This window comes from Winogradskyella psychrotolerans, from assembly GCF_018860545.1.
Classification (GTDB): Bacteria; Bacteroidota; Bacteroidia; order Flavobacteriales; family Flavobacteriaceae; genus Winogradskyella; species Winogradskyella psychrotolerans_A.
This window is the reverse complement of record NZ_JAHKPN010000012.1, coordinates 142,113-167,665: the sequence shown is the minus strand read 5'-3', so window position 1 is coordinate 167,665 and position 25,553 is coordinate 142,113. Positions and strand designations below refer to the sequence as shown.

19 protein-coding genes are annotated in these 25,553 nt (G+C 34.0%); 12 read left to right on the top strand and 7 right to left on the bottom strand.

What is annotated here, in order from left to right:
- Nucleotides 1-43: 43 nt before the first annotated feature.
- The 3 genes from glmS to KO515_RS07135 are packed head-to-tail and all read right to left on the bottom strand — an operon-like array spanning nucleotide 44 to nucleotide 4,455.
- Nucleotides 44-1,891 carry a glutamine--fructose-6-phosphate transaminase (isomerizing) gene (glmS, locus tag KO515_RS07145; RefSeq protein WP_215935696.1) on the bottom strand — a complete coding sequence of 616 codons (1,848 nt, stop codon included), beginning with the start codon at nucleotides 1,889-1,891 and terminating at the stop codon, nucleotides 44-46.
- 12 nt (nucleotides 1,892-1,903) lie between these two features.
- A complete protein-coding gene (locus KO515_RS07140; protein ID WP_215935695.1) occupies nucleotides 1,904-3,634 on the bottom strand; it encodes a DUF4270 domain-containing protein in 1,731 nt (576 codons plus the stop codon).
- A gap of 8 nt (nucleotides 3,635-3,642) precedes the next feature.
- Entirely contained in the window at nucleotides 3,643-4,455 is an 813-nt protein-coding gene (locus KO515_RS07135) for a glycogen/starch synthase (RefSeq protein WP_215935694.1), read from the bottom strand.
- Between the two features lie 109 nt (nucleotides 4,456-4,564).
- On the opposite strand from KO515_RS07135, the gene panC reads away from it, so the two are divergent.
- The 12 genes from panC (at nucleotide 4,565) to KO515_RS07075 (ending at nucleotide 22,764) form a co-directional block, all read left to right on the top strand.
- Entirely contained in the window at nucleotides 4,565-5,416 is an 852-nt protein-coding gene (gene panC, locus KO515_RS07130) for a pantoate--beta-alanine ligase (RefSeq protein WP_215935693.1), read from the top strand.
- 13 nt (nucleotides 5,417-5,429) lie between these two features.
- A complete protein-coding gene (gene panD, locus KO515_RS07125) occupies nucleotides 5,430-5,780 on the top strand; it encodes an aspartate 1-decarboxylase (protein ID WP_215935692.1) in 351 nt (116 codons plus the stop codon).
- 4 nt (nucleotides 5,781-5,784) lie between these two features.
- Nucleotides 5,785-6,744 carry a lysylphosphatidylglycerol synthase transmembrane domain-containing protein gene (locus tag KO515_RS07120; protein WP_215935691.1) on the top strand — a complete coding sequence of 320 codons (960 nt, stop codon included), beginning with the start codon at nucleotides 5,785-5,787 and terminating at the stop codon, nucleotides 6,742-6,744.
- A 45-nt stretch (nucleotides 6,745-6,789) separates the two neighbouring features.
- Complete coding sequence (locus KO515_RS07115) at nucleotides 6,790-7,935, top strand: alpha/beta hydrolase (RefSeq protein ID WP_215935690.1); 1,146 nt, start codon at nucleotides 6,790-6,792, stop codon at nucleotides 7,933-7,935.
- A gap of 78 nt (nucleotides 7,936-8,013) precedes the next feature.
- Complete coding sequence (locus KO515_RS07110) at nucleotides 8,014-9,201, top strand: alpha/beta hydrolase (protein WP_215935689.1); 1,188 nt, start codon at nucleotides 8,014-8,016, stop codon at nucleotides 9,199-9,201.
- A complete protein-coding gene (locus KO515_RS07105) occupies nucleotides 9,185-9,340 on the top strand; it encodes a hypothetical protein (protein WP_215935688.1) in 156 nt (51 codons plus the stop codon). Before KO515_RS07110 ends, KO515_RS07105 begins: the two co-directional genes overlap by 17 nt.
- A 61-nt stretch (nucleotides 9,341-9,401) precedes the next feature.
- Nucleotides 9,402-10,760 (top strand): DNA repair protein RadA, encoded by a 1,359-nt coding sequence (radA, locus tag KO515_RS07100; RefSeq protein WP_215935687.1) that lies wholly within the window; start codon nucleotides 9,402-9,404, stop codon nucleotides 10,758-10,760.
- Between the two features lie 187 nt (nucleotides 10,761-10,947).
- Nucleotides 10,948-17,337, top strand: a complete 6,390-nt coding sequence (locus tag KO515_RS07095) for a GEVED domain-containing protein (RefSeq protein WP_215935686.1) — start codon at nucleotides 10,948-10,950, stop codon at nucleotides 17,335-17,337.
- Nucleotides 17,338-17,512: 175 nt separating this feature from the next.
- Complete coding sequence (gene ileS / locus KO515_RS07090; RefSeq protein ID WP_215935685.1) at nucleotides 17,513-20,914, top strand: isoleucine--tRNA ligase; 3,402 nt, start codon at nucleotides 17,513-17,515, stop codon at nucleotides 20,912-20,914.
- A 4-nt stretch (nucleotides 20,915-20,918) separates the two neighbouring features.
- Nucleotides 20,919-21,299, top strand: a complete 381-nt coding sequence (locus KO515_RS07085; RefSeq protein ID WP_215935684.1) for a TraR/DksA family transcriptional regulator — start codon at nucleotides 20,919-20,921, stop codon at nucleotides 21,297-21,299.
- Between the two features lie 70 nt (nucleotides 21,300-21,369).
- Nucleotides 21,370-22,026 (top strand): hypothetical protein, encoded by a 657-nt coding sequence (locus KO515_RS07080; RefSeq protein WP_215935683.1) that lies wholly within the window; start codon nucleotides 21,370-21,372, stop codon nucleotides 22,024-22,026.
- A 66-nt stretch (nucleotides 22,027-22,092) separates the two neighbouring features.
- Nucleotides 22,093-22,764, top strand: a complete 672-nt coding sequence (locus tag KO515_RS07075) for a lipoprotein signal peptidase (RefSeq protein WP_215935682.1) — start codon at nucleotides 22,093-22,095, stop codon at nucleotides 22,762-22,764.
- On the opposite strand, the gene KO515_RS07070 is transcribed toward KO515_RS07075, so the two are convergent.
- Genes KO515_RS07070 through KO515_RS07055 form a run of 4 tightly spaced genes read right to left on the bottom strand, consistent with a single transcriptional unit; the run spans nucleotide 22,718 to nucleotide 25,550 of the window.
- Nucleotides 22,718-23,281, bottom strand: a complete 564-nt coding sequence (locus KO515_RS07070) for a 5-formyltetrahydrofolate cyclo-ligase (protein ID WP_215935681.1) — start codon at nucleotides 23,279-23,281, stop codon at nucleotides 22,718-22,720. The genes KO515_RS07075 and KO515_RS07070 overlap by 47 nt on opposite strands.
- A complete protein-coding gene (locus KO515_RS07065; RefSeq protein ID WP_215935680.1) occupies nucleotides 23,281-24,246 on the bottom strand; it encodes a succinylglutamate desuccinylase/aspartoacylase family protein in 966 nt (321 codons plus the stop codon). The genes KO515_RS07070 and KO515_RS07065 overlap by 1 nt, the downstream gene beginning before the upstream one ends.
- Nucleotides 24,247-24,249: 3 nt before the next feature.
- Complete coding sequence (gene rimK, locus KO515_RS07060; RefSeq protein WP_215935679.1) at nucleotides 24,250-25,125, bottom strand: 30S ribosomal protein S6--L-glutamate ligase; 876 nt, start codon at nucleotides 25,123-25,125, stop codon at nucleotides 24,250-24,252.
- Nucleotides 25,122-25,550, bottom strand: coding sequence for an ATP-dependent zinc protease family protein (locus tag KO515_RS07055; protein ID WP_215935678.1), 429 nt, complete (start codon nucleotides 25,548-25,550; stop codon nucleotides 25,122-25,124). The genes rimK and KO515_RS07055 overlap by 4 nt, the downstream gene beginning before the upstream one ends.
- Nucleotides 25,551-25,553: the final 3 nt, after the last annotated feature.

The window sequence follows — 25,553 nt, the reverse complement described above, 5'->3', positions numbered from 1 at the left end:
TCAATTTTAAAGCGTTTTTAAAAAATTCTATAACGCTTTAAAGTTATTCTACGGTTACCGATTTTGCTAAATTTCTCGGTTGATCTACATTTTTATCTAACATTACAGCAATATGATAAGATAATAACTGTAAAGGTATCGTCGTTAATAATGGTGTTAAGCATTCTAAGGTTTCTGGAACTTCGATGACATGATCGGCTAATTCTTTAACACTAGTATCTCCTTTCGTTACAATACCAATTATTTTACCTTTTCTAGATTTTATTTCTTGAATGTTGCTTACCACTTTTTCATAGTGGCCTTTTTTAGTTGCAATGACAACGACTGGCATTTGTTCGTCAATTAAGGCAATTGGACCATGCTTCATTTCTGCAGCTGGATAGCCTTCTGCGTGTATATAAGAAATCTCTTTTAATTTTAATGCCCCTTCTAATGCCACTGGAAAATTAAATCCACGACCTAAGTACAAGAAATTAGTTGAGTCTTTATATATATCTGACACTGTTTTTACGTAAGCATCAGATTTTAATGCTTCTTCAACTTTGCTAGGTATGGTTTCTAACTCAATGAGGTGGTGTCTAAATTCTGAACTCGACATGGTGCCTTTAGCTCTGGCTAAACGCAATGCAATTAATGTCAACACCGTAATCTGAGTTGTAAAGGCTTTTGTTGATGCAACTCCAATTTCTGGACCAGCATGTGTATAGGCGCCTGCGTCTGTTTCTCTTGCTATAGTTGAACCCACAACATTACATACACCAAAAACAAAAGCTCCTTTAGATTTTGCTAATTTGATGGCAGCCAAGGTATCTGCAGTTTCTCCGGATTGAGAAATCGCAATAACAACATCTTTTTCTGTGATTACCGGATTTCTATATCTAAATTCTGAAGCATATTCTACTTCGACAGGAATTCTTGCTAAATCTTCAAAAATATATTCTGCAACTAAACCAGCATGCCAAGATGTACCACAAGCTACAATGATAATTCGGTCAGCTGCTAAGAATTTTTTCATGTTATCTTCAACACCTGCCAATTTAATTAAGGCTTCGTTGCTTAATAAACGACCTCTAAAGGTGTCTAAAATCGCACTGGGTTGTTCGTAGATCTCTTTAAGCATAAAGTGATCGTAACCTCCTTTTTCAATTTGCTCTAAATTAAGTTGAAGTTCTTGAACATAAGGATCTACTAAGGTATCATTCTTAATTTTTCTGACCTTTATATGTTTACCTCTTCTAATAATTGCCATTTCTTCATCTTCAAGATAAATAGCATTTTTGGTATATTCTATAAAAGGGGAAGCATCACTTGCAATAAAAAACTCATCTTCACCAATACCAATGGCTAAAGGGCTACCGAGTTTTGCTACAACAATTTCATTCGGTTTGTTTTTATCAAAAACGGCAATAGCATAAGCTCCGACCACTTGGTTTAGAGCGATTTGAACAGCTTTGCCTAGCTTTAGATTATCGTTTTTCTTTACTTCTTCAATAAGATTAATTAATACTTCAGTGTCTGTTTCTGACTGAAATGTATAACCGCGTTTGATTAATTCTTTTTTAAGTGAGTCGTAGTTCTCAATTATACCATTATGGATAATGACTAAATCCCCAGAGTTGGAGTAGTGTGGGTGAGAATTGACATCGTTTGGTACACCGTGTGTAGCCCAACGTGTATGGCCAATCCCTAAAGTTGCTTTTGTAGAGATTTCATTCTCTATTTTATTTTTAAGGTCAGAAACTTTGCCTTTAGTTTTTGATAGCTTAATCTCGTTGCCATCATATAAGGCAATACCAGCACTATCATAACCTCTATATTCTAGTCTTTGAAGACCTTTAATAATAATAGGATAAGCCTCTCTATGGCCAATGTATCCAACAATTCCACACATAGTTCTTTGTTTTTAGAAATTTGGTTCTGTATAATATATTTCTAAATATACACGTTTACTTTCATCAGATTCAGGTGTATTATTACCATACAATATTGTTCCTCTAGGTGATAGAATAGAACTTACAGGGACTGTTAAATCTAAATCGTCAACGGTTTGTACCTTGTTCTGCGAAATGCTAACACTTGGGTCTTCAATATTTACATTGAGAGAAACCGCTAAGCCAAGTTCAACATTTGTAGAATCTCTTAGTAATAAATTATTGATATGCTCGGTTATTCTCAATTTGTATTTTACACCTTTATTACTTGGTTCGTCATCTACACGTTCTAACCGACCAAGATGTCTAATTCTAGAATACGAAGGTAAAGAGCTATTAGAGGCATCTAAATAATAATCGATTAACGGTGTTTTATTTACTGCATCATACAAGTAAAGACGATTAGGTTCGTTGTCTGGGTCTTCATTTAGCATGTCTAATTGATCTCTATCTACATAAAAAACAAGATTTGCCTCGTTAACTAAGCGTTTAGAACTCTCGAATTTATTATCTTCTAAATTGACAAAATCACTTTTAAATTTGTCATAGATACTCATGCCAGCTTCATCATCATAACCTTCAAATAATTTGATGCCAGCAATAGCACCTTGTCCACCTTTTAAATAGATTCTACTATCACCAGCATCAGAATCTCCATCAGCTAATGGTAGAGTAAAATCATTTTCAAGAAAATTAATTTTATTTGAACCTAAATTAAGAACGTAAGTTGAGCTATCTCTTTCATCTGCATCGTCTGTGGTTGATGCCGTCAATTTTGAGTAATAAATTGTGATGTTTGCGTTGTTTGCGCTTCCTGTGTTTAAAATCATAAAACTACCATCATCATCTACGGCCTCCGCTTTAAAATAAAGACCTCTAAAATAATCTGTAAAATTATTTAAGTTACTTAAAACAGCATCACCTTCTTTTGCCAATATTTTATTTTCCCAAAACTCTGGGTCTAACATAATTCTTATTGCCGGAGGTTGATTTGATAATAACGTTTTATCACCATTTTCATCTAATTCATTAACGTCTTTTAAGCTATAAGCTTTCTCGTTTATGTCAATTTCATTACCCACTACCGTCATAATACTACCCGTGTTATCGTCATAGTCAACAAACGTAAGTTCTGTACCCTCTAAAGCAGTAGTTGCTATTGTTTCAGATGCTGAAGCGGTTTTATCTGAAAAATAAGCTTGTTGTTCTCCAAAACCAGCAGTTGGGTCAAAATCTCTAATAAAATAGTTGTTTTCAAAGATGCTTAACTTTATTTTACTGTAATCCTCTCCTTTTGATATTACTGAATCTAGGCTGTAAGTAAGATTGCCATCATCATCAGTTCCGGTAATAGTACTAAAATATGGGAGCGTTACAACGACAGAGTCAACCTTAGCTTCATCTCCAAAATCTGGATTATAGGTCGTTGGTGTTAATTGGGTTACAAAACTTGAGGTTGTTCTACCATATATGTCATCATAAATGCCTAATGTGGTTAATTGAAGACGATTTGTTTGGACTGGTGCTAGAGCTTTTGTGTAAGTAATTACGTCGTATTGATCAGTGTCTATATCAAAATTTGTGGCTATACCACCGTTGATAACATCCGACTCTAGGGTTGCATAATCATCGTCACAGGCAATAAAACTTAAAATAATAAGGCCAAAAGATATGATTTGAAGGACAATTCTATTTTTTTTCATAGGTAATATTAACTGTTTGATACAGTGTTATTATAAAACTCTGTGTAAGGATCTGCAAATTCTTCAATTGAATAATACTCTAATACAGGTTTGGTTAGATCGTTTAAATAAGTGTCTAATTCTTCAGGTAATTCCTCAGAACCTCTAATAATAGCATCAGAGTTATCTATAGCAACTTTCATTAAATTAATATAATCAGGTTGCTTCAGCAGTTCCGTTGTTTCGGCATCTAATCCATCAAAATTCACTTTAGAAATCATGTCTTTATCTAACGTGCCTTCAAAGCTTTGATTGTATACAGAGGTAACTATTTTACTTTCAGTGAATAAAGGTTCTGTTTTGTAAAATTCCTTTAAGTATAATGGTAATAGGGAGGCTAGCCAACCATTCACATGAATAATATCTGGTGCCCAATTCAATTTTTTAACAGTTTCTATAACACCTTTTGCAAAGAAAATGGCGCGTTCATCATTGTCTGAAAATAATTGGCCGTTTTCATCAGTTAAAGTTGCTTTTCTTTTAAAATAATCTTCATTATCTATAAAGTAAACTTGAATACGTTCTTTAGGGATAGACGCTACCTTAATAATCAATGGCATGTCTAAATCATTAATCACTAAATTAATACCAGAAAGTCTGATAACTTCGTGTAATTGGTGTCTTCTTTCATTAATATTTCCAAAGCGAGGCATAAATATTCTTATTTGACCTCCTTGTTTGTTTACCATTCTTGGGGCTTCAAAGGACATTGAAGAAATTTCAGTTTCTGGTAAATATGGAACAACTTCCGAGGACACATATAATATTCGTTTATCTTTCATAAATCTGCTGCTTTTGATATTGATAGTAAAAAACATGCAAAATTACAAAATTTTGGGCAGATTGCTAGTATTATATTATGTTTGCATGCGTTAAACTTTTGTTACGGCATTGAAGAACTTTAAAAATAAAGAAGAATTATCAGCTCATATTGGTGTGTTAAAAGCTAATGGTAGTACTATTGGATTTGTACCAACCATGGGAGCATTACATCAAGGGCATTTGTCATTGGTTAATAGCGGATTGTTGGAAAACGATCTTGTGGTGGTCAGTATTTTTGTTAATCCTACCCAATTTGATAATAAGGAAGATTTGGTGAAATACCCAAGAACTTTAGAGGCTGATATGTCACTCTTAAGTACAGTGAATTCTGATCGTATTATTGTTTACGCTCCGTCTGCTGATGATATTTACGGAGACCATATTGCGTCGGAAACTTTTACCTTTGAAGGTTTGGAACATGAAATGGAAGGTGCTTTTAGAAAAGGACATTTTGATGGAGTTGGCACCATTGTTAAGCGATTGTTGGAAATAGTAGCGCCACATCGTGCTTATTTTGGAGAAAAGGATTTTCAGCAATTACAAATTATTAGAAAACTTGTAGAATTACATCATATACCTGTTGAGATTATCGGCTGTCCAATTCATAGAGCAGCGGATGGTTTGGCTATGAGTTCTAGAAATGCAAGATTATCTCTAGACCATAGAATTGCTGCTCCATTTATATACGAAACGCTAAAAGCTGCCAAAGTAAAGTTTGGCACAAAAAGTGCTACAACAGTAACGGAATGGGTTAATTCGCAATTTAAAAACCAACCGCTCTTAGAACTAGAGTATTTTATAATTGCCGACATAGCAACTCTAAAACCAGTAAAACGAAAATCAACAAAAAAGTCATATAGAGCGTTTATAGCTACATATGCAGGCGATATAAGATTGATAGATAATATCGCTTTAAATTAATTATCTTTGTGGTATGCAAATACAAGTTGTTAAATCTAAAATTCATCGTGTAAAGGTTACAGGTGCCAAACTTAATTATATTGGTAGTATAACCATTGACGAAGACTTAATGGAAGCTGCTAATATTATACAAGGCGAAAAGGTTCAGATTGTTAATAATGACAATGGTGAGCGCTTGGAAACGTATTGTATTCCTGGTCCTCGTAATAGTGGTGAAATTACCCTTAATGGAGCTGCAGCACGCAAAGTGGCTGTAGGAGACACGCTTATTCTTATTACTTACGCATTTATGGATATTGAAGAAGCGAAAGTATTTAAACCTTCATTGGTATTTCCTGACGAAGCTACGAACCTCCTAAAGTAAACCGGTGGCTAAAGCTAAATCCACTCTAAAAGTTGTATTGCCATTACTCTTAGGAGTTGGACTGGTGTGGTATTCTTTATCTAAAATTTCTATTCCTACGTTAATTCAGTATTTTAAGGATGCTGATTACACTTGGATAGTTCTTGGTGTTAGTTTAGGTATTTTGAGTCATATGTCTAGGGCATACCGTTGGCTATTTATGGTGGAACCTTTGGGATTTAAACCAAAATTTGGAAATAGTTTAATGGGAGTCTATGCCGCCTATCTCATTAATTTCACTATTCCACGTGCAGGAGAGGTTGCAAGAGCTACGATTTTAAAGAATTATGAAGACATTCCGTTTGATAAAGGTTTTGGAACTATAGTTGCGGAACGCATAGCTGATACAATTATGTTGCTGTTAATTGTATGTATTGCCTTTTTTTTAGAATTCGAATTTATATATACTTTTTTTAAAGGTAAATTTAATTCAACGTCTTTAGTGTTAGTTGGAGTACTAATGTTTTTGGGAGCTTTGTTGTTATTCTTATTTATAAGGAAGGGTAGATCTAAATTCGCATTAAAAGTTAAAGGATTTGTTTTTGGTTTATTGGAAGGAGCACTTAGTATTTTTAAAATGAAAAAAAAGTGGGCTTTTATTGGGCATACTTTGTTTATTTGGGCAATGTATGTACTGATGTTTTATGTGACTACATTTGCCTTGCCTGAATTACAGAACATAACATTAGCTGCAATTCTTATTGGATTTATCCTCTCTAGTTTCAGTATTGCAGCCACCAATGGTGGCATTGGTTCATTTCCTGAAGCAGTTGTTATTGCTTTTTCATTGTTTGGAATGGCGGATGATCCGAGTAGAGCGTTTGGATGGATAGTATGGTCAACCCAAACGTTAATTATTATTGTTATTGGTGGGTTATCATTGTTATATTTACCTATTTACAATAGAAAGAAATCAATAGTATAAAAAATATTTTTATCTTACTTCAAATAATTTTTAATTATGCATAATATGAAGAAATTTCACCTACTTCTTATAGCTCTTTTTATCGGCTTTAATGTTTATTCCCAAGCAATTTATAAAACGATTGATTCTTATAAGCTCGAGGGTACACGCGAATTGAAAATTCAATTACCAAGGAATTATAATCCTGAAGAAAAACGGACGTATCCTTTGATTATCGTTTTAGATGGTGATTATTTATTTGAACCAGTCGCTGGTAATATAGATTACCAATCGTATTGGGAAGATATTCCAGACTGTATTGTTGTTGGTATTAATCAGGCAGATACAAGGGTAGATGATTTTTATTATGATGATGAATCTTATTTTCCATCACATAATGGAGCTTCTTTTTACGAATTTATGGCTGCGGAATTATTGCCGTTTATTGAAGAAAATTATAACGCCTCAAATTTCAGAATTATCGTTGGGCATGATTTAAGTGCTAATTTTATAAATTATTACCTCTTTAAAGATGATCCTATATTTAGAGCTTATGTGGCCTTAAGTCCGGATTTTGCGCCAGAAATGACAAACAGATTGCAACAACGCTTATCTATATTACAGAAAGAAATGTTTTATTATATGGCTACTGCAGATGCTGATATAAAAGCGGTTAGAGCTTCAGTTGTAGAAGGTCACTCGGTTTTGTCAGCTATAGAAAATAAAAATTTTCTATATAAGTTTGATGATTTTGAAGATGCCAATCATTATTCATTAGTGGGTAGAGGGATTCCTAAAGCGTTAAATCAGATATTTACACCTTTTAAACCTATTAATGCTAAAGAATATTCAGAGAAAGTACTCACCTTTGAAGGTTCTCCTTATGATTATTTGATTAAAAAGTATGAAGACATAGAACATTTTTATGGTTTTGAAAAAACATTGATTGAAAATGATATTAGAGCTATTGCAGCGGCTAGTAATAAAAAGGATGATTTAGAATCATTGCAAAAATTATCAAAACTAGTGAGTAAGAATTTCCCTAAATCCATGTTAAGTGCTTATTATTCAGGTATGATCAATGAAAAAGAGGGGAATTTAAAGCGAGCGTTACAGCGCTATAAATCTGGATTATTATTAGAGCCTTCTCAATATATCGATAAAGAAATGATGTTAGATAAAATGTATGAAATACAGGATAAAATGAAATAACAGTGCATTTCATCGAAAAAAATTGACAATTTAGCGATAATTAAGTATGTTTGAAGTCCCAAATCAAACCTACTTGTCATGAGAAAAACTATTTTTGTTGTTCTTGCCTGTTTAATTTGCGCATTTTCTTATGCACAAATCACTTATCAAGAAATATCTTCGGCTAAACTGAATGCCGTTCGAAAACTAAAAGTTAAACTTCCAAAGGATTATGATGCGAATGCTGACGTAAAGTATCCTGTAATCATTGTTTTTGATGGAGATTATTTATTTGAGCCGGTAGTGGGGCAAATCGATTTTCAAACTTATTTTGACAATATGCCTGGGTCTATAGTTGTAGGTATTATGCAAGGTGAAAACCGCTTTTACGATGGCTATTACGATCCTGCTACAGGATTACCTACAGAATCTGGTCTTCGATTTCACGATTTTGTTTCAGATGAATTACTACCTTATATAGACAAAAAATACAACACCAGTAAATTTAAAGTGGCTGTAGGTCATGATAATATGGGTAATTTAATTAACTCGTATTTATTTAAGGAGGATTTAGTATTTCAAGCGTATGTTTGTATTAGTCCAGATTTTATAGGGTCTTTAAATAACTTTATAGGCAAACGTTTAAATCTTTTTAAGAAAGATGTTTTCTATTATTTAGCGACTGCAGAAAAGGATATTCCACATCTTAGAGAAAGTATTTTGTCAACAAATTCGCAATTACAAGAACTGGATAATCAGAATGTGACTTATTATTTCGATGATTTTAAAGATGAAAATCACTATACGTTAGTGACCAGTGCTTTGGCGAGATCTTTTGAAAAGATTTTCGATATCTACAATCCCTTAAGAGAGAAGGAGCTTGAAGAAAAAGTATTACCTTACGAAGGTACCTTAGATAATTACTTGACGGATAGATATAAGAGAATAGAAAAATTATTCGGTATTAAAAAGGAAATTAGCATCGATGAAATAGAGAAAGTGGTTAAAATTGCTGAGCAGCGCGAAGATTTAAAATCTCTTAATAAATTAGGTGATTTAGCTAATAAACTTCATCCAGAATCTTTAATGGGTACTTATTATTTAGCACAATCTGCAGAAAAATTAGGTAAAACTAAAAAAGCAAAAAAATTATACGAATCCGCTTTAACATTAAATGATGTAAGTCATATAAATAGGGAGTTCATCTTTTCTAAGATTGATGAATTAACTGTAGCTGATTTAGATGAAGAGATTGATGATAGTGAAGGTGATGATGAAGAAAACTAGAAGATACAGACTATCAACGGATTATTTCTTTGAGGCGGTGTACGGCAAAGCTAAGGTGTATATGTTCTCAGATTTACCTGCAAAATTAGCGACCTTAAAAATTTTAGCTATTATGAGTTGGTTTAAAGACATCAATTAAAAATATCTTAATTTTACCATATTTATAATTTAAGAGAGTTCCGACGTCTCGGAAAATAGATATGGCTAAAATAAAAACAACATTTTTTTGTCAAAATTGTGGTAGTCAATATGCCAAATGGCAAGGTCAATGTACATCTTGTAAAGAATGGAATACCATTGCCGAAGAAGTTATTCAAAAACCCGAAAAAAGCGATTGGAAATCACCAACATCTACATCTAAGCGTACGTCTAAACCATTATTAATTAATGAAATTGATACATCTCAAGAAGCACGTTTAGACATGCAAGATGGGGAGTTTAATCGCGTTCTCGGAGGTGGAATGGTTAATGGGTCACTAACCTTATTAGGTGGTGAGCCAGGAATAGGGAAAAGTACACTGTTACTTCAAATTGCCTTAAAATTACAATACAAAACCCTTTATGTATCTGGTGAAGAAAGCCAGAAGCAAATTAGAATGCGTGCAGAACGTATCAGTTCTAATAGCAGTAATTGCTATATTCTTACCGAAACAAAAACCCAAAATATATTCAAACAAATTGAAGCTTTGGAGCCGGATATTGTGGTTATAGATTCTATACAAACGTTACATAGCGATTACATAGAATCATCTGCAGGGAGTATTTCTCAAGTAAAAGAGTGTACATCTGAACTAATTAAATTTGCCAAAGAAACGTCTACACCGGTATTATTAATTGGTCATATTACTAAAGATGGTAATATTGCAGGTCCAAAAATCTTAGAACATATGGTGGATACCGTTCTTCAATTTGAAGGAGATCGAAATCATGTATTCAGAATTCTAAGAGCTAACAAAAACCGATTCGGTTCTACAAACGAATTGGGGATTTATGAAATGCAAGGTTCAGGGCTACGTGAAGTCTCTAATCCATCCGAAATATTAATTTCTGAAAAAGATGGAGAATTATCTGGTAATGCAGTTGCTGCTACTTTAGAAGGAATGCGACCTCTAATGATAGAAGTACAAGCCTTGGTTAGTACGGCTGTTTATGGAACTCCACAACGATCTGCCACAGGGTTTAATGCTAAACGACTAAACATGTTGCTGGCGGTTTTAGAAAAACGCGCAGGTTTCCGCTTAGGAGCAAAGGATGTGTTTTTAAATATTACCGGAGGCATCACCGTTGATGATCCTGCAATAGATTTAGCCGTTGTTGCTGCTATTCTTTCATCTAACGAGGATGTGGCTTTGCAAAGTGATTTCTGTTTTGCAGCAGAAGTAGGGCTTTCTGGAGAAATTAGACCAATACAACGTGTAGAACAGCGCATTCTAGAAGCTGAAAAGTTAGGTTTTTCTACCATTTTTGTATCGAAATACAATAAAATAGCTTTAAAAAATACAGTAATTAAAATTAAATTGATTTCTAAAATTGAAGATTTAGTTGGGTTTCTAGTCTGATTTTCAAAGTTTTCCATTTTCAAAATAGTAAGTAAAAACTTTATAAAAATACATTTAAACGAGAAAATATGCACTTTATCGTGTTTTTTACGTTTTTTATCCTATGTTTGCCTCAATAAATATTGAGAATTCTTAACATATTGATAACTAGTGTTTGATGTAATTTGCTATGATGATAAAAAATAATTTGAAATTATTACTTATAATAATTTCTATATCCTTTCAGGGTTATGCGCAGTATTGTGAACCTGCTAATATCGGTACTTATAACATAAATTATATTTCAAATGTTCATTTTGGAAGTATCGATAAGTCTACAAGTGGAACAACGGGAGGCTATCAAGATTATACTTCAGAATCAACGGATATATCTGGAGGAGATGTTTTAAGTGGTTCTGTTACTGTTATGGTTAATAATTGGAACACTACCGTTAGAAATCAAATTACAGTATGGATTGATTTTAATCAAAATGGTAATTTTGAAGATGATGGAGAAAGTTTTGTGCAATCCTTTTCTGGAACAGGAGGGGCTACAAATGTACCAATAAGTATCACTATCCCTTCTAACGTACTAGAAGGAGTTACCAGAATGCGTATCGGTTTTAGGGATATAAAAGATAATGAGGATTACACCTCTTGTGATTATAGATCAAAAGCTGGAGAAGTAGAAGATTATTCAGTGAATATTACAGATTCAACTACTGAAACAGAACCTGGAGATATAACTTATTGTGACCCTACTAATATCGGTACTTATAACATAAATTATATCTCAAATGTTCATTTTGGAAGTATCGATAAGTCTACAAGTGGAACAACGGGAGGCTATCAAGATTATACTTCAGAATCAACGGATATATCCGGTGGAGATGTTTTAAGTGGTTCTGTTACTGTTATGGTTAATAATTGGAACACTACCGTTAGAAATCAAATTACAATATGGATTGATTTTAATCAAAATGGTAATTTTGAAGATGATGGAGAAAGTTTTGTACAATCCTTTTCTGGATCAGGAGGGTCTACAAATGTACCGATAAGTATCACTATCCCTTCTGATGTACTAGAAGGAGTTACCAGAATGCGTATCGGTTTTAGGGATATAAAAGATAATCAGGATTACACCTCTTGTGATTATAGATCAAAAGCTGGAGAAGTAGAAGATTATTCAGTAAATATAACAGGTTCCAATTACTGTATTCCAACAAGTAACTCTGGTGAGAATTATTATATAACTAACGTTCTGTTAGAGGGAGATATCTATGATATTAATAATGATTCTGGAGATGATGCTGGATATGCAAATTATTTTAATACTGGAGGCTATGCTGATTTAACGATAGGTAACTCATACGCGTTAGAGGTTTCTTCAGATGCTGATACTGAAAATTTGAGTTCTACTGTATTTATTGATTATAACCAAGATGGTGTTTTTGATGACGATGAGAATGTGTCATATATAGAAGATGTTTATGATGATGGAAACTCTATGAGTTTCGCAGTGCCTACTACTGCTAGTTTAGGGGAAACAGTTATGCGTGTAGGTATTAAGCATTATTATAGAAATACAGACGACCCTTGCGGTAATGAAGACGGTGCATTAGAAGAATTTGAAGATTATAAGATTATAATTAATGGTGAGGAAGATGATAATTATGCAGATATTGATAGTGATAACGATGGTATACTAGATATTAATGAAGGTTCTGTATGCAATGTAATTAGTAATAGTCTGACTTATGAGTTTTATGATCTAAGTGTCTCACCAAGCGTAGACAATATTCCAACGACTGGTGCTACAGCAACAGGTAGTGTGTCTGAAATCGATGTTGACGCGCTTTGGTCTTCTATTACGCCAGGTGATCATGATACCTTTGCAATACGATATAGTGGTTTTATTAAGATAAATACCACCGAAACATATACATTTTATACAGGTTCAGATGATGGTTCTAAGTTGTTTATCGATGGAAACGAGGTTGTTGATAACGATGGTTTGCATGGTATGGTAGAAAACTCTGGAACTATAGCGCTTAACCAGGGTATTTATCCAATCACGATACTATTTTTTGAAAGAACAGGAGATGAGACTTTAACTATGTCGTATTCTAGCGCAACTATTTCTAAAATATTAATTCCTTTTTCTGTACTATCAGAAAATAGTTGTTTAGATACAGACTATGATGGGATCCCAGATTATTTAGATTTAGATTCTGACAATGATGGTATATACGATGTAGAAGAAGCTGGTAATGGGAGTTTAGACACCAATAACGATGGAGTAATAGATAGTAACGATGCCTCTTTTAGTGATGGTAATAATAACGGTGCTGATGATATTGCTGAAGCAACGACACCAATTGATACTTCTGGGGATGGTCATTTCGACTTTCAGAATATAGATAGTGATGGTGATGGCTGTTATGATGTTATAGAAGCAGGTCATGAAGATAGCAATGCCGACGGATACGTAGATGGTACGGGCATTAACGCTAATGGTTTAGTTACAGGTACTTCAACGGCATATACTGGTACAACTACAAATGTGACAACCGCAACAGAAGTTATTGTAGATGCTACAGCCTTAGCGGATCAGTTAGTTGTAACAGGCGGAGCTACAAGTTTTACTATAACTAGTGCAACAGCGACAAGTACAACTACGTTTGCGACGGGAGGTGTGCCAGATTATTCAAGTAGCTCCTCAGATGTGAGTTCAGGCTTAAGCTACCAATGGCAATTAAATGGTGCAAACCTAACTAATAGTGGTGTTTATACAGGGGTTACATCTAATACTTTGAATATTTCCGATGTTACAGGATTAGACGGTAGTGTATATACTTTAGTTGTAACACATGTAGCTAATTTGTGTGTTCAAATAGAACATAGTGCCACGCTTACGTTGGATTCAGATATGGATGGTGATGGTATAGGTGATACTACAGATTTAGATAGTGATAATGATGGTATACTAAATATAGATGAAGGTGCGGTATGTGATGAAATTAATCATATTCTCTCTTATGAATTTTATGATATAAATGTCTCACCAAGTGTAGACAATATTCCAACTACAGGAGCCACAGCAACAGGTAGTGTTTCTGAAATCGATGTAGATGCTCTTTGGAGTCTAATCACACCTGGAGATCACGATAATTTTGCGATTCGATATACAGGCTATATTACTATTAATACAGAAGAAACATATACCTTTTATACAACTTCTGATGACGGTTCTAAATTGTTTATAGATGGTAATGAGATTGTTGATAACGATGGGGATCATTCTTCACAAGAGAGATCTGGTACTGTAGCGCTAACTCAAGGTATATACCCAATTACTATATTATTTTATGAAAGAGGTGGATTAGAATCTTTAAGCGTGTCTTATTCTAGCGCAACTATTTCTAAAACATTAATTCCTTTTTCCGTATTGTCAGACAACATTTGTACAGATACAGATTATGACGGGATTCAAGATTATTTAGATATAGATTCAGATAATGACGGTATACCAGATAATGTAGAGGCACAATCAACAGGTGGTTATATTTCTCCGAGTGGTCATGGAGCAACAATGGTAGATTTAAACAACGATGGTGTAGACGATAATTACGGATCTGGTTTTGCAAGCCTAGAAGATACTGATGGCGATACTATCCCAGATTATAAAGACTCAGATAGTGACAATGATGGAACTCCAGATATTCAAGAAAATGGAATGGCTAATACGCTATCAGGAAATGATGCCGATGAAGATGGTTTAGATGATAACTTTGAAACTACTAATATTAACGATGCTGTTTTAGACATTAATGAAGATATTGAGAATCCATTAGACTTATCTGTTTTGCCAGATACTGATGGAGATTTATCTCTAGGAGGGGAATTAGATTATAGAGATGATATTGATGTTTATTTTTCTTCAGGATCAGTAGATTTTGATGGTTTAGATGATTACTTAGACACACCTGCTTTTATTGAAGATTGGAATGAAGGAACCATAATGGCTTGGGTAAAAATTAATGCTAATACTGCAACTGGGAATTTAAGTTCTGTTTATAGTATTGCTGGTCAGGAAAACATGCGTTTGACGATAACGAAAGGAAGAAAACCAGCATTTGTTGTCTATACACAAGAACAAGTCACCGCTTCGAGTAATTATCCGAGTAACAGTCTTAATGTAGAACAACTTTCTACAGACAACAGAAAAATGGAAAATGATGTATGGTACCATGTCACTGGTGTTTTTGATTCTACAACAAACTCTTTAAAAGTATATCTTAATGGGGAGCTGTTAAATACTGAAACGGATGCTAATTTGAATTCAACGTTACTTACTAAAAATTATAATGGTACTGATCACATTTATTCAAGTAGACCATTTACAATAGGGCGTTATCCAACAAATACAAGCCCATCCGGATCTGCCCATTTTAATGGAACTATTGATGAAGTAAGGATTTTTGAAGATGCTCTTTCTGCGCAACAAATACAACAAATGATGTGTCAAGAGATTGAAAATAATGAAGGTAATGTTAGGGGTAATATACTACCTAAGACTATTCAGGATTCACAAACTTTAGAACGTGTATCTTGGGGTAATCTTCAAGCTTATTATCCGATGTCTAATATTCTAAAATCAGAAATGTTAGATGAATCAACTCATTCACATAATTTAAAAATGCATAATATTAATACGGTAAAGCCGCAAACAGCACCTATGCCTTATGTCACTAGTGCTGATGGAGATTGGTCTAGTCCAGAATCTTGGTTATATGGAGATGTATGGGATATCTCAGACGAGATATTTGAAAAAGATTGGTCAATTGTGCATATCAAAAATAATATCACCTCTACAACTTCTCATACAAGACTTGGACTTATAGTAGATACTGATAAAACACTTACTATTGATGGAGAAAACGAAATTAATAATACCTGGTATTTAGAACTTAATGGTGTCTTAGACTTAAAGAACGATTCTCAATTAATACAAGGAGTTAATAGTGATTTAGTAACGTCCGCAACAGGTAAAATTTTAAGACGCCAAACAGGAACATCCAACTCATTTCGATATAATTACTTTTCTTCTCCAATTGGAGCTGTAGGAGCAACATCACTTTTAGATAATAATACAGCTTCTAATAATGTTAATAATTCTAACTTTCGTATTAATACTTTAAAAGAAGGCAACACTAATGCGGTTGAATTTACATCCGCATACAATGAAATAGGGAAAATCAGTACGCGTTGGATGTATACCTTCTTAAATGGGATTACGTATTACGATTGGGAAAGTTACTCACCAACGACTCAATTAAATCCAGGAGTGGGCTATATTCATAAAGGAACTGGTAATGCAGGTACAACGCAAGACTATATATTTGAAGGAAAGCCAAATAACGGCACTATTTTAATAGCTGCAGATGACGTAGATGGTGATTCTGCTAACGAGAGTGAACCCGATGTAACGCTTACGACAACATTGGTAGGTAATCCTTATCCTTCTGCTATCGATGCACATCAATTTATTGATGATAATGCAGGTGTTATTGATGGTACATTATATCTATGGGAGCAATGGGCTGGTAACTCACATTATATAAGTGAATACGAAGGTGGTTATGCTATTATCAATAAAATGGCAAAAATTAAAGCTTATCAATTTGAAGGTTTAAGTGGTGGGAACAATGGTTCTCAAGATGGGACACTAACACCCACTCAGTATATTAGTGTTGGTCAGGCGTTTTTCACAGAAGTCATAAATGATGGTCATATTGAATTTAATAACGGTCAACGTATCTATAAGAAACAATCTACCGGAGAGAGTGTCTTTTTTAGAACAGCCAACACCGCAACAGAAGCTAATGTTAGTTCAGAAAATGTTGAAGATATAATGCAAAAGCTTCATTTAAAATTTGAAGCAGATAACGAATTTAGTAGAGAAATGGTTCTTGGTTTTAGTGATTTTACATCTGAAGGTTTTGATTATGGTTATGATGGGAAGATGTCAGATGTACAAGCAAATGATTTTTATACGCTGTTTGAAGGCAGTTCAATGGTTACACAAGCGTATTCAGGCATAACTTTGGATAAAGTGATTCCATTAATTTACAAATCGTCCGAACAACAAATATGTACTATTTCGGCAACAGATTTTGAGGATTTTGAGACGTCTCAAGCCGTTTATTTAAGAGATAATTACGAAAATAGTTATACAGATATTAGAAATTCAGATTATAGTTTTGTTAGTGAGTCGGGCTTATTTTCAGATAGATTCGATATCGTGTTCCAAAATGAATATGCGCTTAGTGTTTCAGAGGTGCAATTAAATGATGTTCAAGTGTATGTCAATAATAAAGAACGAAAACTATATATTGAAGGACTTGTAAGCGGAGCACAATCTGTAAGTATCATTAATATGTTAGGGCAAACCATACACCAATACCACAATAAAGACCAACAAGAATTGAGTAATGGTATTGATATTTCTAAAGTATCTACCGGAACTTATATTGTAAAAGTAGTGAATCAAACCAATCAATGGATTACGAAAAAAGTAATCATTAAAAGGAACTAAACAAAAGGTCAGTGTACTTATATACTGACCTTTTCTATTTATTTACAATATCTTTTGAGAAACAAATATTTCAAGCAGAAAAACTGAAATTTTCACATTCTATACATAGCCCACAAAACGTTTAACTATTTCCACAAAATTCTGTAATTTCGCTCACTTATAAGAAAACAGAATAATGAGTACAAAGTTCCCTGAATACAAAGGACTTAACTTGCCAAACGTTGCTGATGAAATCGGTAAGTATTGGGAAGCTAACGACATCTTCGATAAAAGTGTAACTACAAGAGAAGGAAAACCACCTTTTGTGTTTTTTGAAGGACCACCTTCTGCAAACGGTTTACCAGGTGTGCATCACGTTTTAGCGCGTGCGATTAAAGATATCTTTCCGCGTTACAAAACCATGAAAGGGTTTCAGGTAAAACGTAAAGCAGGTTGGGATACACACGGTTTACCCGTTGAACTTGGTGTAGAGAAAGAACTCGGTATTACCAAAGAAGATATTGGTAAAAAAATCACAGTAGAAGACTACAACGAAGCGTGTAAAAAAACCGTAATGCGTTATACGGATACATGGAATAACCTTACTAAAAAAATGGGGTATTGGGTAGATATGGACGATCCGTACATTACCTACAAATCCAAATACATGGAAACAGTTTGGTGGTTGTTAAAGCAGATTTACGAAAAAGATCTCATATACAAAGGCTACACCATTCAACCCTATTCGCCAAAAGCGGGAACTGGATTAAGTTCACACGAATTGAACCAACCAGGAACCTACCAAGATGTAACGGATACAACGGTTGTGGCGCAGTTTAAAGCCAATGCAGAGTCGTTGCCAGATTTTCTTAAAAATGAAGGTGATATTTTCTTTTTAGCATGGACAACAACACCTTGGACGTTACCGAGTAATACAGCACTAACGGTTGGACCAAAGATTGAATATGTTTTAGTTGAAACGTATAACCAATATACTTTTAAACCCATAAACGTGGTTTTGGCTAAGAATTTAGTCAACAAACAATTCGATGGGAAATTTAAGCGTGTTGAAACAAAACAAGAATTAATAGACTACAAAGAAGGAGATAAAAAGATTCCATACTTTGTAGTTAAAGATTTCATAGGTAAAGATTTAGTAGGTATTACTTACGAGCAACTTTTACCATATGCCTTGCCGAATGACAATCCGGAAAACGCCTTTAGAGTTATTTCTGGAGACTTCGTAACGGTTGAAGACGGAACAGGAATTGTACACACAGCCCCAACATTTGGAGCCGATGATGCCTTGGTTGCAAAACAAGCATCACCAGAAGTACCACCACTTTTAGTAAAAGATGAGAATGGTAATTTAGTGCCATTGGTGGATTTACAAGGAAAATTCAGACCAGAAATGGGAGAATTTGCGGGTAAATATGTAAAGAACGAATATTATGACGATGGTGAAGCTCCAGAACGTTCAATAGATGTTGAGTTGGCCATCAAATTAAAAACAGAAAATAAAGCCTTTAAGGTTGAAAAATATAAGCACAGTTACCCAAATTGCTGGCGAACTGATAAGCCAATTTTATACTATCCTTTAGATTCATGGTTTATAAAAATCACGGATGTAAAAGGGAGAATGCATGAGTTAAATACTGGAATTAACTGGAAACCGGAATCTACAGGAACTGGTCGTTTTGGTAATTGGTTAGCAAATGCAAACGACTGGAATTTATCACGTTCACGTTTCTGGGGAATTCCGTTACCAATCTGGAGAACAGAAGATGGTAAAGAAGTCATCTGTATTGGTTCTGTAAAAGAATTGAAGGCAGAGATGGTAAAGTCGGTTGAAGCTGGTTTTATGTCGGAAGATATCTTTGCAGATTTTGAAGTGGATAATATGTCTGAAGACAACTACGATAAAATTGATTTACATAAAAATGTTGTTGATAAAATTGTACTAGTTTCAGCATCAGGTCAACCAATGCATCGCGAAAGCGATTTAATAGATGTTTGGTTCGATTCTGGTTCTATGCCTTACGCACAATGGCATTACCCTTTTGAAAATAAAGCAAAGGTTGATGATACTTGGAGAAAAGCAGATTTTATTGCTGAAGGAGTAGATCAAACGAGAGGTTGGTTCTATACGCTTCACGCCATTGCAACGATGATTTTTGATGATGTTGCCTATAAAAATGTCGTATCAAATGGCTTGGTTTTAGATAAAAACGGACAAAAGATGTCTAAGCGTTTAGGGAATGCTGTAGATCCTTTTGAAACCTTATCAAAGTATGGAGCAGATGCCACACGTTGGTACATGATTAGTAATGCCAATCCTTGGGATAACTTAAAATTTGATAGCGAAGGGATTGCTGAGGTAAGTCGTAAATTCTTCGGGACACTTTATAATACCTATTCATTCTTCACATTATATACTAATATTGATGGTTTTGATTATAGTGAAGCTGATATTCCACTAAATGAACGACCAGAAATTGATCGTTGGATTTTATCTGAATTAAACACCTTGATTCAAAAAGTAGATAAATTCTACGAAGCATATGAGCCAACAAGAGCAGCGAGAGCCATTTCAGACTTTACACAAGATTATTTGAGTAATTGGTTTGTTCGTCTAAGTAGAAGACGTTTCTGGAAAGGCGATTACCAAGCCGATAAAATTTCGGCATACCAAACACTCTATACGTGTATGGAAACCATCGCGAAATTGGGAGCTCCAATAGCCCCTTTCTTTATGGATCGTTTGTATTTAGATTTAAACGCAGTGACTAAAAAGGAAACTTTTGAAAGTGTACATTTAGCAGATTTCCCTAAAGTAAATGAAAGTGCTATTGATAAAGTTTTAGAGCGTAAAATGGAAAGTGCGCAAACCATCTGTTCATTAGTGTTATCGTTAAGAGCTAAGGAGAAGATTAAAGTGCGTCAGCCGTTGCAAAAAATTATGATTCCTGTTGATAGTCAACAACAAAAGGAAGAAATTGAAGCCGTTGCAAATTTAATAAAACATGAAGTAAATATTAAAGAAATTGAGCTTTTACAAGACGCTTCGGACATTTTAGTGAAGCAAATTAAGCCTAACTTTAAGACTTTAGGGCCAAAATATGGAAAGGATATGAAGCTGATTGCTAGTGCTATAAGTGCTTTTGATGCGAGTGATATTAAAAACATTGAGCAAATAGGTAACATAGAAGTTGAAATTAACGGAAAAAAGATTAATTTAGGACTTGATGATGTGGAGATTACATCGCAAGATATTGAAGGATGGCTTGTCGCAAATGAAGGTCCATTAACTGTAGCATTAGATGTTACTATCAATGAAGAATTACGTAAAGAAGGAATTGCTAGAGAGCTCGTAAATAGAATTCAAAACTTACGTAAAGATTCAGGATTTGAAGTTACGGACAGAATTGACGTACAAATTCAAAAAAATGATCAGATTGTAGAGGCTATTTCTTCAAATGAAGCGTATATAAAATCCGAAACCTTAACCGAAGAATTACAAATTATGGACACCGTAAATAATGGTATAGAAATTGTATTTGACGAGGTCAATACCAAATTATTTATTCAAAAACATTGATAATATGAATACAGAAACGAATAACAGATATTCTGATAAAGATTTAGCAGAATTTAAAGCTATACTTCAAGATAAAATTAAAAAAGCAGAGCATGATTTAGAGCTTATTAAAAGTGCTTACATGAATGACTTTGATAACGGGACAGATGATACATCACCAACGTTTAAGGCTTTTGAAGAAGGCAGTGCAACCATGAGTAAGGAAGCGAATTCGGCATTAGCTATTCGTCAAGAAAAGTTTATTCGCGATTTAAAAAATGCTATTATCCGAATTGAGAATAAAACGTATGGAGTATGTCGTGTAACAGGAAAATTAATTGCTAAAGAGCGTTTAAAATTAGTTCCTCATGCAACTTTGAGTATTGAAGCTAAGAATATGCAGTAACATTCTTGAGACTTATACTGAACTAACTTGTTACAGTAAAGCAGGAGTCTTATGAAATTGAAATTATATTTTGAGAAAAAATAAAATCATAAAGCCATGGAATGTAAATTTCATGGCTTTTTTGGTGCTTTTTATTTTGAGTCCTCTAGGTATCAAAGCCCAGAATAGATTAGAAAAGCATATTCAAGCAGATGGTATTAGCTCCATTTCAATAAATGGAAATCAAATTTTTAATATTTCAGTTTCTACTTCAAAAACGAATCAAATTAAGATGACTTCTACCTTAGACGGAGAATATCAAAATGATTTTCAGATGGTATCAATCAAGGAAAGTAGTAGTCTTAAGTTAAATTTAGAACACTTATCATTTACGGAGATACCAGATGATAAGCGAAATGCTCATAAAGTTATAGCTGCAACTTTACATTTGGAAATTCCTGAAAACCTCTCTTTAGATATTGTAAGTGATATTGCTTCAGTCGATTTAAATGGGAAATTTAAGACCCTTTTTATTGAATTACAACAAGGACAGTGTAGTATTCATGGTAGTGTTGAAACAACCACAGTAAATACTTTTGATGGAGACATTAACGTTATAACTAAAAGTGCAATGATTACTGCACAATCTAATCATGGTAACGTTGTTTTAGATAAATTTTACGATTTAGATTCGATTTGGATATTGAAATCTATAAATGGAGATATAACCGTAGAAAAACAGATATAATCGGTTATTTTTGTCACAATAGGATTAGTTAATTAAAAACACATTCTCACTTCCGTGGGAAAAATTATGTCTTTAAAGAAAGCCTCACTTATTATCGTTACAATTTTATTGATTGATCAGATCAGTAAAATTTATATTAAAACTCATTTTCAATTAGGAGAAGATGTAACGGTATTTTCATGGTTTAAAATTGCCTTTATTGAAAATGACGGTATGGCTTGGGGAACAAAACTCAGCGATTTTATAAGTTTCATTTCTGATGAATCTGCGAAGTTAATTCTAACTTTATTTAGAATTGTTGCGGTTACCGGAATAGGATTTTGGCTATTAGACGTTATAAAAAAGAAGAAATCTAAAACTTTAATTTTTGCCATTTCTATAATTTTTGCGGGGGCCTTAGGTAATATTTTAGATTCAGTATTCTACGGAGTATTGTTTAATGATAGTATAATGCAAGTGGCTACATTTTTACCAGAAGAAGGTGGTTATGCAAAAGTATTTCATGGTAATGTTGTGGATATGCTTCACTTTCCGATTTGGAGTGGTGTAATGCCGGATAACCTTCCATTTATTGGCGGGAAATACTTTTCGTTTTTCGATCCTGTTTTTAATGTCGCAGATATGGCTATTAGTACAGGAATTGGGATTTTAATTGTGTTTAATAAGAAGGCTTTTGCAGAGCAAGATCATGCTAAAATTGAAGTACACGATTCGGAGTTACACAATAATCCAGCTTAACATCATCTTCCGAAGCTTCCAAAATTTCACTTTCAGGGTCAAAAAAAGATAAGCCAATTTTTAAAGCTTCTGGTTTGCATTGCGCTAAAAACCGATCGTAGAAGCCTTTTCCGTAACCTACCCTATTGCCTAATTTATCGTATGCTAAAAGCGGAATAAAGATCACTTCTAATTGAGATGGTTGTATTTGTATACCATCCATAGGCTCTGGAACATTATACTTGCTTTTTTTAAGCGTTGTGTTGTCGGTTAGCAGAAAATGTGTCATACTGTAATCTTTAAGGTCACTTTTAGATATGATGATATTTTTATCCTTTCCTGCTAAAATATTTAGAATGTAATCCGTGTTAATTTCTTTTTGTTCTTCAATAGTTAGGAACACATGATAAAAGGATTTATCCCAAATATCTAGCGTGAGCAACTGATTAGCAATTGCTATGCTGTAATCGTCAACTTGAGTGTCAGATAATTGTTGACGTAACTTTTTATATGTTTTTCTTAATAATGGCTTATTCATTAGTGCTCAATCTCAGTTGAAATATGAAAAATAGCATCACCTTGATATATGATAGGAGATTCATTAACATTAAAAATATAACCTGCATTTGGGGCCTTTACAAAAAAGTTAAAGCTACCATAGGGATCGGTAATATTACCTAAAACGTCTCCTTTGTTGACATAGTCGTTTATATTAGCAGTGGCTTTAAACATACCAGAATATTTAGCTCTTAACCATTTACTTTCTTTAATAATTACAGCATCAACTTTAGGTCTAGAGACTTTAAATTTGGTTCTCAACATACCTAAATGGTGCAATACACGCTTAGCTCCATTAACACCTGTGTTGGTAATGGTATTATGAATATTAAAGGATTTGCCTCCTTCAAATAATAGCATAGGTACACCCGCCTTATCACAAGCATTTCTAAAGGATTTAGTCAAATTCTGAGAATAATAAATAAATGGAGCACCAAAAACATGTGCTAGCTCTGTAAGGCGTGCATTGTCTCTAACAATTCTAATTTGCGCAGCATTAAACCGATCTGATCCACCAGTATGAAAATCCATCGCAAAATCGACATGAGGTACCAATTCTGTCATCACAAAATTTGCTACTCTACTCGCTAATGAACCATTTGAATTTCCAGGAAACACACGATTTAAATCACGCCCATCAGGAAAAAGCCGATCCATATTTAAAAAGCCAAATACATTTATGACGGGGACACAGATTGTGGTACCTGTCTTAGGTTTGTTAATCCCTTTTGCTATGATTTGTCTTACAATTTCAACACCATTAACTTCATCTCCATGGATGCCTGCAGTCATTAAAACAGTTGGACCAGGTTTTTTAGAACGTTCAATTATTATAGGAACTTCTAATGTGTTTCTGGTATGTAATTTAGCAACTTCAAAAGTTACTGTAACGCTTTTACCAGGAGCAACTTCAACTCCTAAAATATTCAAAATATCCTTTGGCATGTTTTATTTTCTGTTTCGTTCAATAAAGGTAATAATTGCTTTTGCAATATTTTTGTGCGTTGCAGCTTCAATCCCTTCAAGTCCAGGAGTAGAGTTCACTTCTAATAATAAAGGGCCTCTTGAAGACTGTAGCATATCTACACCACAAACCGGTAGTTTTAAAACTTTAGCCGCTTTCATTGCTAAATTTAGTTCGTCTTCATTTAATTTTATGATATTGGCAGAACCTCCACGATGTAAATTAGATCTGAATTCTCCTTCTTTACCTTGGCGTTTCATAGCACCAACCACTTGACCATCCACGACTAAAGCTCTTAAATCAGCACCTTTAGCTTCTTTAATAAATTCTTGTACAATAACTCTTGCTTGCAAACCATTGAAGGCTTCCAATACAGATTCAGCCGCATTCTTTGTTTCAGCCAATACCACACCAAGACCTTGTGTACCTTCTAGTAGTTTTATAATTACAGGCGTTCCTCCTACATAATTAATAACTTCCTCAACGTCTCTAGAATAATTAGTAAATACTGTTTTAGGCATACCAATTCCTGCTTTACTTAAGCGTTGTAAACTTCTCAATTTATCGCGAGAACGGGTAATTGCATCAGATGGAGCAATAGTAAACACTCCCATTTCTTCAAATTGTCGGACAACAGCGCAGCCGTAAAACGTTATTGAGGCTCCAATTCTTGGAATTATAGCATCGACATAATCTAAATAGCGATCCTTATAATAAATGGTTGGTTTTTCTTTTTCGATAATAATATCGCATTTTAGCGGATCAATGATTTCAACGGAATGGCCTCTTTTACTAGCCTCTTCAACAAGTCGTTGCGTAGAATAGAGTTCTGCATTTCGTGAAAGAATAACTATGTTCATTTAGTTGTGGTTTGTTTATAGGATTGGTTTTCTAAATCGACATCGACCAAGAATTTATGTTTCAAAAATTGACGACCAATTAATACCGGAAATTTCATATCGTCTCTGGTGCTTAAAGTTAGGTTAATCTTGTAACTTTTTCCAAAGAATACAACGGTTGTTTTAATTTTGTAGCGATTTTCCTTAAAGCCATTGCTGCTTTTTACGTCGGTATCGGTATATGTATTAAAAACGACTTCCTCACTTTTAAAATTAGGGTGCCCTTTACTTTCAAAGATACAATAGAGTTTATGGTCTTCCTCTCTAATTTTAGAGCAATGAATAGCAGAAGTGTACGCTCCAGTATCAATCTTAACATCAATAGTGTTTAGTTTCAATTCTGGAAAATTAACTTTATCAACACGACCTAAAATTTTTTTTGTCATAAT

Bases quoted from the DNA above. Each gene is read 5' to 3' on its own strand.
- glmS (WP_215935696.1), bottom strand. From the start codon at position 1,891: ATGTGTGGAATTGTTGGATACATTGGCCATAGAGAGGCTTATCCTATT.
- KO515_RS07140 (WP_215935695.1), bottom strand. From the start codon at position 3,634: ATGAAAAAAAATAGAATTGTCCTTCAAATCATATCTTTTGGCCTTATT.
- KO515_RS07135 (WP_215935694.1), bottom strand. From the start codon at position 4,455: ATGAAAGATAAACGAATATTATATGTGTCCTCGGAAGTTGTTCCATAT.
- panD (WP_215935692.1), top strand. From the start codon at position 5,430: ATGCAAATACAAGTTGTTAAATCTAAAATTCATCGTGTAAAGGTTACA.
- KO515_RS07115 (WP_215935690.1), top strand. From the start codon at position 6,790: ATGAAGAAATTTCACCTACTTCTTATAGCTCTTTTTATCGGCTTTAAT.
- KO515_RS07110 (WP_215935689.1), top strand. From the start codon at position 8,014: ATGAGAAAAACTATTTTTGTTGTTCTTGCCTGTTTAATTTGCGCATTT.
- KO515_RS07105 (WP_215935688.1), top strand. From the start codon at position 9,185: ATGATGAAGAAAACTAGAAGATACAGACTATCAACGGATTATTTCTTT.
- radA (WP_215935687.1), top strand. From the start codon at position 9,402: ATGGCTAAAATAAAAACAACATTTTTTTGTCAAAATTGTGGTAGTCAA.
- ileS (WP_215935685.1), top strand. From the start codon at position 17,513: ATGAGTACAAAGTTCCCTGAATACAAAGGACTTAACTTGCCAAACGTT.
- KO515_RS07085 (WP_215935684.1), top strand. From the start codon at position 20,919: ATGAATACAGAAACGAATAACAGATATTCTGATAAAGATTTAGCAGAA.
- KO515_RS07075 (WP_215935682.1), top strand. From the start codon at position 22,093: ATGTCTTTAAAGAAAGCCTCACTTATTATCGTTACAATTTTATTGATT.
- KO515_RS07070 (WP_215935681.1), bottom strand. From the start codon at position 23,281: ATGAATAAGCCATTATTAAGAAAAACATATAAAAAGTTACGTCAACAA.
- KO515_RS07065 (WP_215935680.1), bottom strand. From the start codon at position 24,246: ATGCCAAAGGATATTTTGAATATTTTAGGAGTTGAAGTTGCTCCTGGT.
- rimK (WP_215935679.1), bottom strand. From the start codon at position 25,125: ATGAACATAGTTATTCTTTCACGAAATGCAGAACTCTATTCTACGCAA.
- KO515_RS07055 (WP_215935678.1), bottom strand. From the start codon at position 25,550: ATGACAAAAAAAATTTTAGGTCGTGTTGATAAAGTTAATTTTCCAGAA.